This window comes from Mordavella massiliensis (assembly GCF_016901695.1).
Classification (GTDB): Bacteria; Bacillota; Clostridia; order Lachnospirales; family Lachnospiraceae; genus Claveliimonas; species Claveliimonas massiliensis_A.
In genome coordinates, this window is sequence record NZ_JACJKS010000008.1 from 1 (window position 1) to 15,273 (window position 15,273).

General features: G+C 57.7%; 13 protein-coding genes. 3 read left to right on the forward strand and 10 right to left on the reverse strand.

Translation table 11 applies throughout. The annotated features are described in order from the left end of the window. Positions 1-391 precede the first annotated feature (391 nt). The 3 genes from dtd to H6A20_RS07105 all read right to left on the reverse strand — a co-directional run bounded on the left by dtd (position 392) and on the right by H6A20_RS07105 (position 2,439). A complete protein-coding gene (dtd, locus tag H6A20_RS07095; RefSeq protein WP_204906433.1) occupies positions 392-838 on the reverse strand; it encodes a D-aminoacyl-tRNA deacylase in 447 nt (148 codons plus the stop codon). Between the two features lie 63 nt (positions 839-901). Next, positions 902-1,408 carry a CarD family transcriptional regulator gene (locus H6A20_RS07100; RefSeq protein ID WP_204906434.1) on the reverse strand — a complete coding sequence of 169 codons (507 nt, stop codon included), beginning with the start codon at positions 1,406-1,408 and terminating at the stop codon, positions 902-904. A gap of 158 nt (positions 1,409-1,566) precedes the next feature. Further along, positions 1,567-2,439, reverse strand: coding sequence for a DMT family transporter (locus H6A20_RS07105; RefSeq protein WP_204906435.1), 873 nt, complete (start codon positions 2,437-2,439; stop codon positions 1,567-1,569). A 110-nt stretch (positions 2,440-2,549) separates the two neighbouring features. Between H6A20_RS07105 and H6A20_RS07110 the strand changes: the two genes are divergently transcribed. Both H6A20_RS07110 and H6A20_RS07115 read left to right on the forward strand, forming a co-directional pair. After that, positions 2,550-3,185: a TMEM164 family acyltransferase gene (locus H6A20_RS07110; RefSeq protein ID WP_204906436.1), complete on the forward strand. Its 636-nt coding sequence runs from the start codon at positions 2,550-2,552 to the stop codon at positions 3,183-3,185. 64 nt (positions 3,186-3,249) lie between these two features. Further along, complete coding sequence (locus tag H6A20_RS07115) at positions 3,250-3,582, forward strand: DUF6465 family protein (RefSeq protein WP_204906437.1); 333 nt, start codon at positions 3,250-3,252, stop codon at positions 3,580-3,582. A gap of 61 nt (positions 3,583-3,643) precedes the next feature. Here the strand turns inward: H6A20_RS07115 and H6A20_RS07120 are convergent, their stop codons facing one another. The 5 genes from H6A20_RS07120 to H6A20_RS07140 all read right to left on the reverse strand — a co-directional run bounded on the left by H6A20_RS07120 (position 3,644) and on the right by H6A20_RS07140 (position 10,917). Further along, positions 3,644-5,536, reverse strand: coding sequence for an alpha-amylase family protein (locus H6A20_RS07120; RefSeq protein WP_204906438.1), 1,893 nt, complete (start codon positions 5,534-5,536; stop codon positions 3,644-3,646). Between the two features lie 30 nt (positions 5,537-5,566). Further along, complete coding sequence (locus H6A20_RS07125; protein ID WP_204906439.1) at positions 5,567-7,750, reverse strand: alpha-galactosidase; 2,184 nt, start codon at positions 7,748-7,750, stop codon at positions 5,567-5,569. A gap of 138 nt (positions 7,751-7,888) precedes the next feature. Beyond that, positions 7,889-8,740 (reverse strand): carbohydrate ABC transporter permease, encoded by an 852-nt coding sequence (locus H6A20_RS07130; protein WP_204906440.1) that lies wholly within the window; start codon positions 8,738-8,740, stop codon positions 7,889-7,891. After that, positions 8,740-9,606: a carbohydrate ABC transporter permease gene (locus H6A20_RS07135; protein WP_204906441.1), complete on the reverse strand. Its 867-nt coding sequence runs from the start codon at positions 9,604-9,606 to the stop codon at positions 8,740-8,742. Before H6A20_RS07135 ends, H6A20_RS07130 begins: the two co-directional genes overlap by 1 nt. An 18-nt stretch (positions 9,607-9,624) precedes the next feature. After that, on the reverse strand, positions 9,625-10,917 hold the full coding sequence (locus tag H6A20_RS07140) for an ABC transporter substrate-binding protein (RefSeq protein WP_204906442.1): 1,293 nt from the start codon (positions 10,915-10,917) through the stop codon (positions 9,625-9,627). Between the two features lie 175 nt (positions 10,918-11,092). Between H6A20_RS07140 and H6A20_RS07145 the strand changes: the two genes are divergently transcribed. Beyond that, entirely contained in the window at positions 11,093-11,947 is an 855-nt protein-coding gene (locus H6A20_RS07145; RefSeq protein WP_204906443.1) for an AraC family transcriptional regulator, read from the forward strand. A 38-nt stretch (positions 11,948-11,985) separates the two neighbouring features. Here H6A20_RS07145 and H6A20_RS07150 read toward each other — a convergent pair whose 3' ends face one another. After that, the gene (locus H6A20_RS07150; RefSeq protein WP_204906444.1) at positions 11,986-14,226 is read right to left on the reverse strand and encodes an alpha-galactosidase; all 2,241 of its coding nucleotides are present in this window, start codon (positions 14,224-14,226) and stop codon (positions 11,986-11,988) included. A 115-nt stretch (positions 14,227-14,341) separates the two neighbouring features. Beyond that, the gene (locus H6A20_RS07155; protein ID WP_204906445.1) at positions 14,342-15,178 is read right to left on the reverse strand and encodes an AraC family transcriptional regulator; all 837 of its coding nucleotides are present in this window, start codon (positions 15,176-15,178) and stop codon (positions 14,342-14,344) included. Between the last annotated feature and the right edge of the window lie 95 nt (positions 15,179-15,273).

Genomic DNA, 15,273 nt, shown 5'->3' on the forward strand with positions numbered 1-15,273 from the left:
GTTCCGGATCCGCGTAATGTTTCCCTGTGATGGCATTATACAGTTCCAGCAGGTTCTTCTTGTCCTCGAACAGCATGATAAACAGGGTGGACTTAAACGTCCGGTTGACAGGTAACGCGTCGTTCATGTTTGCATTTACCATACGCACAGCCTCCTTTTGAAAATGGAATGCAAAGAGACTGCACCGTCCGCCTTCCTGCCAAAGCCGCATCCGCAAATCTCTCTGCTGATAATAGGAAATTAAAAGCATTGAGATTTTCCTGAATGTAATAGAAAAACAGATGCAGCCAACGCTGCGTTAGAATCAGACATGCCGGAAACATAATGCTTTTACATATGATAACACAAGCCGGGAGAAAAAGCCAGATAATTATACAAGGATAACGGGGATCTACAGCGTCTCCGAATCCAGGATGATGGTAAAGGGGCCGTCGTTTGTGAGGCTCACCTTCATATCCGCCCCGAAGATCCCTCTCTCCACCACCGGGACGCTCTCCCTGCACTTCCCGATGATGTACTCGTACATCTCCTCCGCCATCTTCGGCTCGCCCGCCCCGATAAAGCTGGGGCGGTTGCCCTTTTTGCAGTTGGCGTACAGGGTGAACTGGGAGATGAGAAGAAGGCTTCCCCCCACCGTGTCCAGGGAGAGGTTTGTCTTCCCGTTCTCATCCTCAAAGATGCGAAGGCCCAGCATCTTTTTCACCATCTTGTCCGCGGTCTCTTTCGTGTCGCTGTCCGACACGCCGACCAGCACCATAAAGCCCTTCCCGATCTCGCCGACGGTCTGCCCGTCCACTTTTACGTCCGCGCCTGTGACGCGCTGTATAACAAAACGCATACTCATTCCTCCTTTTCGCTACCTTCTATCATCCCCGAACCGGAGGAAAATGTCAATACATTCTTACTCCCGGCCGCCGCGCCGGCTCTCGATGTAGGACTCCACCTCGCTTTTGTCGATCCCGAGCGAGACAGCGAGCTCACCAAACAGATTCTCCTGCGCCGCGTGCAGGCACCGCTCATCGCCTGCAGTCACCTTTTTTCCCTGGGCCAGCCGTTTCTTTTTCCGCACATTGATCGTCTTGATCACACGCACCCACTGCCTCGTGTCGCATGTCTTCAGCGCCTTCTTCAGCGTCTCTTCCCGCTGCCGCTCATTGTCGATCCGGATCATATCCATCCCGTCGATCTCACCGATGATCTCTTCCGCTTCCTGTCGGGAAATGACATACCGCATGATGATCTTATCACTGTCCGCCGGCACGTAGATCACACCGCCCCTGGAATACAGCGGCAGCAGGGTGTAGTAGTCCCTGCCTGCCGACGCTTCCGACAGGCGGATCGGCCCGATGCTCTCCACCCTGCAGACGCCGTGCTGACCGCAGACAATGTAAGCTCCTGTCTCAAACATCCAAATTCTCCTTTCTTCCATATTGTCAGTATTCCCCAAAATACCGTTACCTAAAAATCCGCCCACCCGCGGCTGCAGGTCAGACGGATTTTTACCTCTGTCTTCGTTGTTATTTTATCAGACAAATTTATTTTGTGTAAGTCTTTTTCGGAAAATTTTTATTCTTTCTTCCCCGGAAGCTGCGCCAGGATGATGGCCCCGAACATGAGGACGCAGCCCGCCCCCTCCCTGACGGACAGCCGTTCCCCCAGGATCACCCAGCCGGCCAGCACGGAGATGCAGGACTCCAGGCTCAGGATCAGGGATGCGATGGTCGGGTTCATATTCTTCTGGCCAATGATCTGCAGTGTGTAGGCTACCCCGCAGGAGAGCACGCCCGCGTAGAGAAGCGGGCCCATACTCAGCCAGACGCCCTCCAGTGTCGTAGTCTCCGTGGCCGCCATAGGGAAAAGGGACAGGATGCCCGCCACAAAGAACTGGATGCAGGACATCTTCACCCCGTCGGTCCGGGGCGCGAAATAGTCGATCACCAGGATGTGGACCGCAAAGATGACCGCTCCCGCAAACACGAAGACATCCCCCTTCCCGATGCGGAAGGACTCTGTGATGCAGAGGAAGTAAAGGCCTGCCAGCGCCATGGCGACAGCCGTCCACACCTTCCACCCGGTCTTCTTCCCGAGGAAGATCCCCGCCACCGGGACGAGGACAATGTAGAAGGCCGTGATAAACCCCGCCTTGCCGGCGGTGGTGTACTGGATGCCGATCTGCTGGAGGCTGCTGGCCGCAAAGAGCGCCAGGCCGCAGGAGATGCCACCGGCCAGCAGGGTTTTCCGGTCCTCCTTTCTCCTATGCTCCCTGTCCGTCCTCCCCAGGATCCAGATGCAGGGCAACAGCGCGGCGCCGCCGATCAGGGAGCGGATGCCGTTGAAGCCGAACGGCCCCAGGTGATCCATCCCCACACTCTGGGCCACAAACGCAGTCCCCCATATAAAAGCTGTCAGAAACAGCAGAAACCCGTTCTTTTTTCTCATGTCTTCTCCTCTTTTCCAGTGTATACACACAGGCAACAACTTATTTAGTATAACATGGACACGTGTTTTTAATCAAATGGTGTATACTATAAGAAACAGGAGGTGAGGTCATGAGGAACGGATACAGGCGGTTTTTCCTGGCGGCCGGCATTGCCATGCTGACGTCAGAGATCTGGAAACAGGCCGCGCTGACCTGGACGGTCGGCGGCGGCAGCTACAGCTGGTGGCATTTTCCCTTTCAGCTGTGCAGCATCCCCATGTACGTATGCCTGGTCCTCCCGTGGGTGAAGAGCCGCCGGGTCCGCCAGGTCCTCACCGCTTTTCTCGCGGACTTCGGCATGCTGGGCGGCATCTTTGCCTTCTTTGACACAAGCGGCATGCACTATGGGTATCTTCCCCTGACCGTGCACTCGTTTGCCTGGCACATCCTCCTCATCGTCCTCGGGATCGCAGCCGCACGCTCGGACCGGGATCCCTCCGGGGCCTGCTCCTTTCAGAGCTTCGGCGGCGCCGTCTGCCTCTATCTCGCCTGCTGCCTTGCCGCCACAGGGATCAACCTGTGCTTTGACAGATACGGCACGATCAACATGTTCTACATCAACCCGGACTACCCAATGACCCAGAAGGTGTTCCGCGGGATCGCAGCCGTGCTGGGCGACCCGGCCGGGATCTTCCTCTATATCGGGGCCACGGTGCTTGGCGCCTTCCTCTTCCACTGCATCTGGAGGGCTTTGGGAGACCGCTGACCACTCCTTTTGACCTTTTTTACAAAAAGCGTTATAATACTGTAGTCAAAGGAGGTAATCAGTCATGAAAAAAAATAGCAGAACATCTCACAACGTCCAGGCACAGAAGACACTTGCCACTACAAAAGATACAACAAAGGCCATCGAGACGAGGGCCGGTGTTTTAAAAGATGCGCCGGAAGCGCCAAAAAGCGAGCTGAAGACAGCCGTCTACCTGCAGTACATGGGATCCGAGTGCAGCACAGAGGAGATCCTCTCCAGAGTGAAGCAGATCTGGACAAAGGAACTTGGCAGAAAGGCTGAGGAGATGAAGAGCATCAACGTCTATCTCAAGCCCGAAGAACTGGCGGCCTACTATGTAATCAACGGGGAGACGACCGGAAAGATCGCCCTGTAAAGACAAAAAAACGCAAAAACGGCAGGAAGAAAGGCGCATGCTTTCCTTCCTGCCCTTTTTATCAGTGTTTTTTCATCCAGAGGAAATCCCATCCGGACAGTTCCACCGTCTCCACTTCCTCCGTGACGCCTGTCACAAGATCCGTGTATACCGCCCTCTCGGGCATCCAGATCGTCTTCCCCTCATCGCTGAAATTAAATACGGCGTGCAGCTCTTCCTCCCCGGACCGGCGCACGATCCAGAGGATGGAATCGTCGCTGTAGTCCTTCGTGTACACCTGCGCGTCCGCGCCAAACACGGCCTCTCCCGCCCGGATCTTCTCCAGACGTAAAAGACCGGCAAAGATCTTCTCCTGCACGCTCCCCTTCTCCTCTATGCGGTCCGCCAGCTCCCACGGGAACGCGCCTCTGTGGATATAGCGGGAATCCGGCGCCTTGTCCGGGTCTTCCTTATAGCTGTAATCGTTGACCTGTCCCACCTCGTCCCCACTGTAGAGCATGGGGATGCCGGACTGGGTAAACATGTATGCGTGGAGCATGAGATCCTTGCGGATGGCCTGCTCCATCATAAATGCATTCTGCTCGAACCCTGCGCTCTCCACGCCGCACATGGAGGCTGTGGTGCCGCAGAAGCGGGCGTCCTGGGTGATGGGATCCTCGTTGTACAGCTCGCCGCGGCTGACGCTGCCCTCTGTTTTCCCCTGGAAATACTCGTTCAGGAACCGCTTGTGAGGGATCTCCCTCATGCCCCAGCTGCTCAGGGTGCCGTAGTCCAGCCCCCAGCCTATGTCGTCGTGGCAGCGCAGGTAGTTGAGGAACGTGTACTCCCTTGGAAGGGAGCAGACGATGTCCATCTGCTTCCGCAGAAGGCGGGCATCCCTGGTGGCCACCGTATTCCAGGTGGTCGCCATGGTCGTCACATTGTAGAGCATATGGCATTCCGGCTTCTCCACTGTCCCGAAGTAGGGCGCCACCTTGTCCGGCTCCATGACCACCTCCCCCAGCAGCACGATGCCCGGACATACGATCTCTCCGATCATGCGCATCATGCGCACGATCGTGTGCACCTGGGGCAGGTTCCGGCAGTTGGTCCCCATCTGCTTCCAGATGTAGGGGACCGCGTCGATGCGGATGATGTCCATCCCCTGGTTGGCCAGGTAGAGGAAGTTGTACATCATCTCGTTGAACACCCTCGGGTTGCCGTAGTTGAGATCCCACTGATAGGGGTAGAAGGTGGTCAGCACGAAATGCCCCATCTGCGGCAGGTAGGTGAAGTTCCCCGGCGCCGTGGTCGGGAACACCTGGGGCACCGTCTTCTCATATTCCGCCGGGATGGCCGGATCCGCGCAGAAGAAGTAGCGGCTCATGTACTCCCCGTCCCCCTGGCGGGCCCGCTTCGCCCACTCGTGATCCTCCGAGGTGTGGTTCATGACAAAGTCCATGCACAGGCTGATGCCGCGGTCGTGGCACTGCTCTGCAAGGGCCGCCAGATCCTCCATCGTCCCCAGGTCCGGGCGCACCTTCCGGAAATCGGCCACTGCGTACCCGCCGTCTGACCTCCCCTTGGGCGTATCCAGGAAGGGCATGAGATGCACGTAGTTCACATGACATTTCTCAAGGTAGGAGAGCTTCTCCTGGACGCCCCGGATGTTGCCGGCAAAGTTGTCAATGTACAGCATCATGCCCAGCATGTCCCGCTTCCTGTACCAGGCGCCGGCAGCCTCCCTCTCCCGGTCCAGCTTCTTCAGCTTCGCATTTCTCTGGTCGTAGTACCGCTTCATCTGCTCACAGAGCTCCGCAAACATGGCGTCGTTGCCGTAGAGCTCCATGTACAGCCACCGCAGTTCGTCGTGGTGGCGGCCCAGGCGCTCTGCGAAGATGCGATCCGCCTCCTTTACAGCCGCCGGCTTTGCGGCTGCGGTTTTCTTTTTCCTGCTTCCTGCTTTTCCTGCCATTCTATCATCCCCGCTTTCTGGTCCGTCTCTTTATTCCTCACACACAAAATGCCACTGGAAGGCCTGATACTCTCCCTCCAGGACCGGCTTTGGCACGCCCGCTTCCATGAGCGCGGTGCTGTTGTAGAGCCTGCCGCTCTGGGTGTCGCGGTACATGGTGTTTTCCTTCAGGCCCCTCACTTTGATATAGTCCACTGTCATGTTGGCGTGCTTCTTGATGCCCACCACCTGCACCAGCGCCTCCTTCTGATCTTCCGACACAAACTCCCACGCCCCCTGGTTGTCGGTCTGGGGGTTGGTGAGCCGGTAGTACGTCCCTGTCTGCACGAGGGAGGCATACTTTTTGTATTCCGCGATCTGCCGGCGGATCTCGTCCTTCTCCTCACTGTCCAGCTCATTCAGGTTCAGCTCGTAGCCGAAGGTGCCTGCCATGGCCACCATGCCTCTCGTCTTCATGGATGTGACGCGCCTTGTCTGATGGTTCGGGGAGGCGGACACATGGGCTCCCACACAGGAGGCCGGGTAGATGAAGGATGTGCCGTACTGGATCTCCAGACGGTCGATGGGGTCCGTGTTGTCGCTGCACCAGATCTGGGGCGTGTAGTACAGCATGCCGGCGTCAAACCGCCCGCCGCCGCCGCTGCAGCCCTCGATGAGGATATCCGGATACCGCTCCACGAGCCGCTCCAGGAAATCGTAGAGCCCCAGCACGTAGTCGTGGAGCACCCGGCCCTGGCTGTCCGCCGTCGCAGAGTAGACGTCCGCAAGGCTCCGGTTCATGTCCCACTTCACATACTCCACATTGCCCTGGTCAAGGACAGCGCAGATCCGGTCAAAGATGTAGTCCACCACCTCTTTCCTGGAGAAGTCCAGGACGAGCTGGTATCTGGAGCGGTTCGGCCTGCGCCCGGGAATGACGAAAGCCCAGTCCGGATGCGCCCGGTACAGGTCGCTGTCCTCGTTGACCATCTCCGGCTCGATCCAGATGCCGAACTTCAGTCCCATACCGTTGATCTTTCCGATCAGCTCTCCCAGGGTGCAGCCCAGCTTCTCCTCATTTACATACCAGTCCCCCAGACCGCGCAGATCGCTGTCCCGGTTCCCGAACCAGCCGTCGTCCAGGACAAACATCTCGATCCCTAAGTCCGCGGCCTGCCGCGCCAGCTTAAGAAGGCTCTCCCCTGTAAAGTCAAAGTAGGACGCCTCCCAGCTGTTCAGAAGGATGGGGCGCACTTTCTCTTTGTATTTCCCCCGGCACAGATGGGTGCGGATGCAGCGGTGGAAGTTCCGGGAGAGCTGTCCCAGCCCGGCTCCGGAATAGGTCAGGATGACCTCCGGGGACTGAAGCTCCTCGCCCGGATTTAAGGGGTAGGCGAACTGCTCCTCGCTGAATCCCATGAGCACCCGCGTCTGGTAGTACTGATCCATCCCCGCCTCGCTCTGGAACCCGCCGCTGTAGACAAAGGCCATGCCGTAGCAGCTGCCCGCATCCTCCGTCGCGTCGCGGGCCGCCAGGATGACAGCCGGGTTGTACTGATGGCTGGAGGTGCCTCTGAGGCTCCCGATCTTGTGCACGCCGTGCCCCACAGGCATCCGCTGGCAGTTCCGCTCCATGGCGTGGCGGCCATAGAAAGTGATGAAATCATACTCCCCGCCCAGAAGGTCCAGGCAGGCCGGGGCCAGCTTCTTCACGGAAACATACCCCTGGCTGGCATTGACGATCTTCACGCTCCTTGTGATGATGTCGTACCGGGGCAGCACGCCGTAAAGCAGCACGGCGCGCACGCCGGTCACCGGATCTTCCAGGACCACCTCCAGCGTCTGCGCTTCCGCCGTGTCCGCATAGACTGCGGGCAGGCCTGGGAGCGCGTACTTCCCGTCCCGGATCTCGTGGCTGACATAGCGGAAATCACTGCAGTACGTGCGGTCCGTATTCTTGATGATGCACGCCGGAGTCCGGTAGTCTCCCGTGCCCAGGGAGGGGAACTCCTGGGGAAGGGAATCCATAGAGTAGGTCTTGTCCGTCCCCGCCTCGTACGGATTGCCGGAAAAGCCCCTGTCGTAGTATGTCAGAAGATAGTCCATGCACCCGTCTGCCTTTCCGCCGTAATACAGGTGTAAAAGGAATCCGTACCTGTCGATCTGCATCTGATACGTGGTGTGATCCGTATGCAGTGTGATGGTTCTCTGTTTTTTGTCATAAATGATGCTCATCTTTTTTTCTCCTGCTCTAAAAAAATTATGTCAAAAGCTGACGCATGTACCAAAAGTGCCGAAATAGCGGGCACGTGCCCCCGAAGGCGCACACACCCGCTTCCCGGCAGATGCTTCTCTTTGCATCTGAACGTTCTGTTATTTTACAGCTCCGTTTACAACGCCGTTGATGATATTCTTCTGGCAGATCACGTAGAAGATCAGGATCGGGATCAGTGCCAGCAGGTAGGATGCAAATGCAAGGTTGTAGTTTGTGCCGAACTGCGTCTGGAAGTTGAGCTGTGCCAGAGGCAGCGTGTTCTGTCCTGTGCCGGACATGATAACGAGCGGCGTCATCACATCGTTCCAGACAGCCAGAGCCGTAATGATCGCTACGGTCGCGTGCATGGGCTTCATGATCGGGAAGATGACCTTCCAGTACGTGCGCCATGTGCTCGCGCCGTCCACCCTGGCGGCCTCCTCAAGCGCGATGGGGATGTTCACCAGGTAGCCGGAGTACAGCAGTACATTCATCGGCATATAGAATACCACATACAGGATGATAACGCCAGCCCAGTTTGCAAGTCCCAGCTCCGCCGTCTGTTTTGCCAGGGGCATCATCAGGATGGCGAACGGGACGAACATACCGCTCACCACGAAGAGATACACGAATTTGTAGAACTTGCTGTGGGCGCGGTTCCGTCCGATGGCGTATCCCATCATGGAGTGGAGCACGATGGAGAGTACCACGGTCACGACCGTGATCAGGATGCTGTTCCCCAGGGATCTCCAGAAGTCCGTGACCTCCATGGCCTGGGCAAAGTTGTCAAGGCTCCATTTCGCCGGAAGGGACAGGATGCCGGAAATGCTGTTTGTCATCTCAGAGGGCTGCTTGAAAGCGATGACGATCGCCATGTACAGCGGGAAGATGATGGTGCTAAGTCCCAGGATGAGAAGGACCATGACCGGCCAGTTTGTTTTCACTTTATCGCATACTTTCTTGTTATTCATTATAACTGCTCCTCCTTCCTGCTGGAGATAGTCATCTGTGCCGCGGAGATGGCCACGATCACGATGAAGAAGATCACAGCGTTAGCGCTCTGGAATCCGAACTGTCCGCCCGACATACCGTTGTTGTAGATCAGGTAGGAGATGGACTCTGTGCTCTGTGCAGGGCCGCCCTTTGTCATGGCCATGATCTGGTCGAATACCATCAGGAAATTCTTCACGCAAAGCACCATGTTGATGGTGAAGAAGGGGATGATCAGCGGGAAGGTCAGGTGGCGGAACCGCTTCCATCCGGTGGCCCCGTCCAGGGAGCCCGCCTCATACACATCCTCCGGTACGGTCTGCAGGCCGGAGATGTAGATGATGGTGTTCATGGCGATATTCTGCCAGCAGCAGACGATCATGATCGCGATCCAGGCCGTCTTCTCATTGGAGAGCATGCTCTGGCTCAGGGCCCCGCTTCCCATCATCTCTCCCAGGGCCGGGAGGATGTAGGTGAACAGGTACTGGAACACGTAGCCCACGACCAGGGCGCCCAGTACGTTGGGCAGGAAGTAGGCTGCCCGGAAGAAGCCTTTGGCGCGGATCTTGCTGTTCAGGCCCAGCGCCAGGATCAGGCTGATCACATTGGTCACGATGGTGGCGCAGATGGCCAGCTTGAATGTGAAGAGGTAGGAGCCTCCCACGCGGGGATCCTGGAACAGATCGATGTAGTTCCGAAGGCCCACCCAGTCATAGGTTCCGAATCCCTTAAAGTTTGTAAAGCTGTAGATAACGCCGCGGATCAGCGGTATGGTGTTGAAGCACACGAACAGCGCCAGGATCGGTATCGTTATCAACAGGAATGTCCGTTTTCTTTCATTTTTCATTCTATCCCCACTCCTTTCCTACTGGTCGCTGCCGTTCTCTGCTTCGTACTCTTCCACGGTGCGGATGATGTCACGGTTGTAGCGCAGCCAGTCGCTGTCGAACTTCTTCAGGAACGCGTCCGCATCCTTGTTGATCACATAGGTCTGGAGCTGCGCGTCCACTGCCATCTCAGACGGATAGTAGTGGTCCTGGTAGTCGGTCATGTTGCCGGACTCTATGTACTCTGCCATGCCGTCCAGCATGGGAGCCAGCTCAAAATCGCCCTCCTTGCAGGGAACCGCGTTCTGGTCGTCGATGTAGGCCTGGATGTTCTCATCGTCGAGAAGGAAGTCGAGCACCTCGTAGGCGGCCTCCTTGTTCTCGCACGCTGCTGTTACGGCGAAGCCGAGGTCAATACCGGAGTTCAGGGTGTTGCCGTCTGTGGAATCACTGGCCGGCATCACGAAGGAGTCGATGTTCATCTCCGGGTTGACGGAGAGGATCTGGGGAACCGCATAGCTTCCGATGGGGTACATGGCGGACTCGCCTCTTGCGAATGCCGTACATGCGTCGTTGTAGCCGTATGCGATGGGATCCTCGGGACCGTAGGAGATAAGCTCCAGATATTTCTCTGCCGCCTCCGCGTACCCTTCCGTAAAGTTGGCCTCCCCTCTGTTCACCTGCTTACACAGATCAGCAGGCGCCAGGTCTACGGCGATGGCGTTCCAGGGCGCCAGGCAGGTCCAGGTGTCACGGAAGCCGAAGTAGAAGGGAAGGATGCCCTCCGCCTGGATCTCCTCGCACAGATCCATGAGTTCGCCCCAGTTTGTGGGGATCTCCCAGCCGTGCTCCTCAAACATGTCCCTGTTGTAAAGGATGCCTGCCGCATTGGCCACGTAGGGCACGATGAAGGTGCCGTCCTCCGGCACGATCTCCAGTGCCTCCGCAATGTCGATGTAGGCGTCCTTGATGTCCGTCATCCCCTCATAGTCGGACACGTCCGCAAGGATCTGCGCATCCACATAGTAGGAGTAGTTGATATCCCCTCCGATACCAATGATGTCCGGATAGTCCTCCCGGATAAACCTTGTCCTTAAGATCGTAGACGCATCGTTGGGCGAGTCAATGGTCAGATGAATGTCATCGTGGGTCGCATTGAACTGCTCTTCCACCTGGTCGAAGTAGGTGGCAGCCTCCGGCTTGTACTGCAGGATCTCGATCTCTGTCTTCCCGTCAGACCCGCCGGCGCCCGAGCAGCCGGTCAGCACCATGGCTCCCGTCATGGCAGCGACCAGCGCCGCACTGAGGTACTTTGTCGCTTTTCCTCTCATTTTTCAGATCTCCTTTCTGCTCTCATCTAAGGTAAATACATTGTAACATGTCATTATGCGTGTATAAATATCCGTGTTTTTCTTGTTTTATACCTTAATGCGAGTTTTACGTCTATATGTTGATGTCATGACGCATTTTGGTATATAATGATTTCATCAACACAGGAGGTGCGCCATGAGTAATGTCCTGTATTCCATTTTCCCAAGTGAGAATTTCATCGATCTGGGTCTGTACCAGTACGGCTGGGAGCAGTGTTCCCCCGCCCACTCCTTCGGGCCGGCGGCCAGGAACCACTATCTGTTCCACTATGTCCTGTCCGGCGCCGGCACGCTGGACGCCCAGAATTCCAGGGGGGAGTCCGTGATCTACAACATCAAGACCGGGCAGGGGTTCATGATCTTTCCGCACCAGGTCTGCACCTACATCGCGGACAGCAAGGTCCCCTGGGAATACACCTGGCTGGAATTCGACGGCCTGAAGGCCAAGGAGCTGATCGAGACAGCCGGCCTGAATGTCAACAATCCCGTGTACCGGCCCCGCCACAAGGATACCGCGGAGCAGATGAAGGACGAGATGCTCTACATCGCGAACCACTCCCACGAATCCACCTTCCATCTCATCGGGCATCTGTATCTGTTCATAGACTGCCTGACGCGCTCCACACAGTCGCCCCTGCAGAACCAGCCAAGCCGGATGAGCGACTTCTATATCAAGGAGGCGCTGGCCTTCATCGAGCAGAACTTCCAGAACGATATCTCCGTGGAGGACATCGCCTCCTTCTGCAACCTGAACCGGAGCTACTTTGGCAAGATCTTCAAGGGAGCGGTCGGGAAGTCCCCCCAGGAGTTCCTCATCTCCTACCGCATGTCCAAGGCCGGGGAGCTCTTAAAGCTCACCGCTTTGTCCATCGCGGACATCGGGAACGCGGTGGGGTATCCGAACCAGCTCCACTTTTCCCGGGCATTCAAAAGCGTATACGGAGTCTCCCCGCGGACGTGGAGACATGAACAGCAGGGCCGGGAGAGATAGCCTCTCCCGGCCCTGCCGCTTTTTCGATTTCCCTGCTTCTATTCTTCTGCTTTCAAAAGGAAGAGTCTCGACTCAAAGTCAAGAAGTCCCTCCCCGCCCGGCACTTCGCCGCTTGTGGCGTCCGAGGTGACAAGTCCCGCGTACATCAGCTCATCCCCGCCGAACTGCCCGAAGGGTCTCTCTGTCACCCGCCGCACGGTGACATTGTACACAAGATCCGGATCCAGGCCCGCCAGGCGCATCCGGGTGTAGGGCTGGTTCGGCCCGGCCAGCATCCTGAACCAGCCTGCCACCGCCTCCCGGCGGTCTTCGCTCACCACCATCCAGCCGGTCACATTGCCTGCAAAGGGGCTCTCCAGACGGTAGAAGGTGCCGAACTGGAACAGGCGCCGGTACGCTTTCATGAAGCGGATCTGCTCTTTCACCTGCGCCTGCTCCTCCTCCGTCAGGGTGTTCAGGTCCAGCTCGTAGCCAAAGGTGCCGAAGTACGCTGCGTTCGCCCTCGTGTGGAGGGGCGTCGCGCGGCCCGTCTGGTGATTGGGGGACGTAGACACATGGCTCCCCATGCTGCTCACCGGGTAGCAGTAGGACGTGCCGTGCTGGATCTTCAGCCTCTCCGCCGCGTCCGTGTCATCGCTCGTCCATGCCTGGGGCGCGTAGTAGAGCATGCCGGGGTCAAACCGGGCGCCGCCGCTGGCGCAGGACTCGAAGAGGATGTGGGGGAATTTCTCTGTCAGCCTTTCGTACAGGTCGTAGACGCCCAGGATATACCGGTGGAACACCTCGCCCTGCCGGTCCGCCGGGAGGGCCGGGCTGTAGCACTCCGTGATGCTCCGGTTCATGTCCCACTTGATATAGGAGATCTCCGCCTCAGAGAGAATCTTCTCCATCATGCCATAAATGCAGTCCACCACTTCCTTCCTGGAAAAGTCCAGCACGTACTGAAACCTGCCGTGGGCGGAAGGCCTGCCCGGCACATGGAGGATCCAGTCCGGATGGGCCCGGAACAAGTCCGAGTCCCGGTTGACCATCTCCGGCTCAAACCAGAGGCCGAACTTCATCCCCATCTCCCCGATGCGCCGGGACAGCCCCTCTATGCCGTCCGGCAGCCGGTCCCGGTTGGCCGTCCAGTCGCCCAGACCCGCGTGCTCGCAGCAGCGCTCCCCGAACCACCCGTCGTCCAGCACAAAGAGCTCCACGCCGCACTCCTTTGCCTTGCGGGCGATCCCGAGGATCTTCTCCTCGTCGAAATCCATGTAGGTGGCCTCCCAGTTGTTGATGAGGATGGGGCGCTCCCGGTCCCGCCAGTATCCTCTGGCAAGCCTTTTCCGGAAAAGGCTGTGGAAAGTCTGGCTCAGGGCGTTGAGTCCCCGGTCCGTGTAGGCCAGCACTGCCTCCGGCGTCTGGAATGTCTCCCCCGGCTCCAGCTTCCAGTCAAAGCTGTCCGGGTGGATCCCCATGAGGACTCTTGTCGTCCCGTGGGACCCCACTTCCGCCTGGGCCAGGAAATTGCCGCTGTACACAAAAGCCAGGCCCACGGCCTCCCCCTGGAACTCGTCTGCACCCGGTCTTTTCAGGATCACGAAGGGATTGTGCTCGTGGGAGGAGTGTCCCCGCCTGCTGCCCACAGACTGGATCCCCTCCTCCAGGCGGCGCACTTTCAGGTGTCTCTCCCTTGCCCAGGCGCCGGAGAACTGCACGAAGTCCCAGTTGTGATCCGGCAGGTCCAGGCACAGGCTCATGGCCGTCGTCAGGTGGAGAACTTCCCCTCCGCCGTTTAGGAACCGGACACTCCGGGCCAGGACGGCCCCCTTTGCAAAGAGGGTGTAGGACAGCTCGGCCACAAGATGCGTGACCTCATCCTCCAGCGTCAGCACAAGCGTCTGCGCCTCCCCGTCGTCCTCTGTGTAGGTGGCCGGAAGGCCCTCCAGCTTCGGCTTCCCCTCCAGGATCCGGTGTCCCCTGTACACAAAGCGGGAGATCCGGCTGCCGTTCTCCTGCAGCACTTCCACTGCCGGCATCCGGTAATCCCCGGTCCCGTAGGACGGGTACTCCTGCTTCAGGTGATCCAGGGAGAACGCTTTGTTGTCCTCAAACGTGCAGGAGGACATGGGGCGGGGCAGGCTCTCCAGCAGCCAGGAGAAATCCTCCCGGTCCCGGATCCGTTTCCCGAAATAGAGCTGTCCCATCTGCCCGTCCCGCAGCACGGTCATAATGTAGCTGATCTGGTCATTATACAGGTGAAATGTCTGACTGTCTTCCTTAAACACGATGCGCATCTTCTCATCCTCCGTCGCAATATAAATTTGTCTTCTGCTTTCTCTATATTATATAGGGAAGCCCGCGCCCGGAACAGGCTGTTCCGTTGCAAAAAACAGTCAAAATGTTAGATCTTTACATGTCAGCCCCGTGCTGCCTCCGGTAGGCCGAAGGCGTCACGCTCATCCGCTGCTTAAATGTCTTGGAAAAGACCAGCGCGTCCTCGTACCCGCAGGACATGGCCACGCTCTCCACAGAGAGCTTTGTCGCCTCCAGAAGCCGGGACGCTCTTGTCATGCGGAAGCTGGTCAGGTACTCCTTGGGGGACACCCCCATGTGGGTCCGGAACAGAGTGTAGAGATAACTCCGGTTGATGCCCACATACTCTGCGATCTCCTCCACCCTGAGCGGATAGGAATAGTGGTTCTGTATGTACTCCACCGCCTTGCGGATATAGAGGTTGTCGTCCCTGTCCCGCCGGATCATCCCGGTCTCCATGTGCCTGGCCAGATGTGAGAAGAACTGGTAGAGGAGCCCCTCCAGCATATATTCATTCGCCACCGTGTAGTGCCGGTTCTCCAGCATGGCGAGGACGATCTTCTCCAGCTCTTCGCCGCAGGCGCACTGAAAAACAGGCTGCGCGCTGCAAAGTCCCAGATCCCGCAGATACGCGCCCGCCTTCTCTCCCGCAAATCCGATCCACACGTAGGTCCACGGATCCTCCCGGTCCGCCTCGTAGAACGTCTGCACGTCCGGCTCGATGAGGAACCCCTGCCCGGCACGGAGATGGTACTCTTCCGCTCCCACGGAGAACCTGCCCTTCCCTTTCAGGATATAGTGCAGGATGTAGTTGGGCCGGACCGCCGGTCCGTAGCTGTGGCAGGGCAGGCATCCGGCGTAGCCGCAGAAGCACAGGTACAGATCGGAAAATGTCCGGTTTTTCATCTGAAGCACATGTGAATAATCTTCCATAAAAAAAATCCTCCTGTGATATTTATACCACAGGAGAAAAAAGTTATCATCTGTTTTTACTCTCCTCACTTTTCCCCACGGGCAAGCTGTACGCC

Coding starts and splice junctions, on each gene's coding strand:
- dtd (WP_204906433.1), bottom strand. CDS start 838: ATGCGTTTTGTTATACAGCGCGTCACAGGCGCGGACGTAAAAGTGGAC.
- H6A20_RS07100 (WP_204906434.1), bottom strand. CDS start 1,408: ATGTTTGAGACAGGAGCTTACATTGTCTGCGGTCAGCACGGCGTCTGC.
- H6A20_RS07105 (WP_204906435.1), bottom strand. CDS start 2,439: ATGAGAAAAAAGAACGGGTTTCTGCTGTTTCTGACAGCTTTTATATGG.
- H6A20_RS07110 (WP_204906436.1), top strand. CDS start 2,550: ATGAGGAACGGATACAGGCGGTTTTTCCTGGCGGCCGGCATTGCCATG.
- H6A20_RS07115 (WP_204906437.1), top strand. CDS start 3,250: ATGAAAAAAAATAGCAGAACATCTCACAACGTCCAGGCACAGAAGACA.
- H6A20_RS07120 (WP_204906438.1), bottom strand. CDS start 5,536: ATGGCAGGAAAAGCAGGAAGCAGGAAAAAGAAAACCGCAGCCGCAAAG.
- H6A20_RS07125 (WP_204906439.1), bottom strand. CDS start 7,750: ATGAGCATCATTTATGACAAAAAACAGAGAACCATCACACTGCATACG.
- H6A20_RS07130 (WP_204906440.1), bottom strand. CDS start 8,740: ATGAATAACAAGAAAGTATGCGATAAAGTGAAAACAAACTGGCCGGTC.
- H6A20_RS07135 (WP_204906441.1), bottom strand. CDS start 9,606: ATGAAAAATGAAAGAAAACGGACATTCCTGTTGATAACGATACCGATC.
- H6A20_RS07140 (WP_204906442.1), bottom strand. CDS start 10,917: ATGAGAGGAAAAGCGACAAAGTACCTCAGTGCGGCGCTGGTCGCTGCC.
- H6A20_RS07145 (WP_204906443.1), top strand. CDS start 11,093: ATGAGTAATGTCCTGTATTCCATTTTCCCAAGTGAGAATTTCATCGAT.
- H6A20_RS07150 (WP_204906444.1), bottom strand. CDS start 14,226: ATGCGCATCGTGTTTAAGGAAGACAGTCAGACATTTCACCTGTATAAT.
- H6A20_RS07155 (WP_204906445.1), bottom strand. CDS start 15,178: ATGGAAGATTATTCACATGTGCTTCAGATGAAAAACCGGACATTTTCC.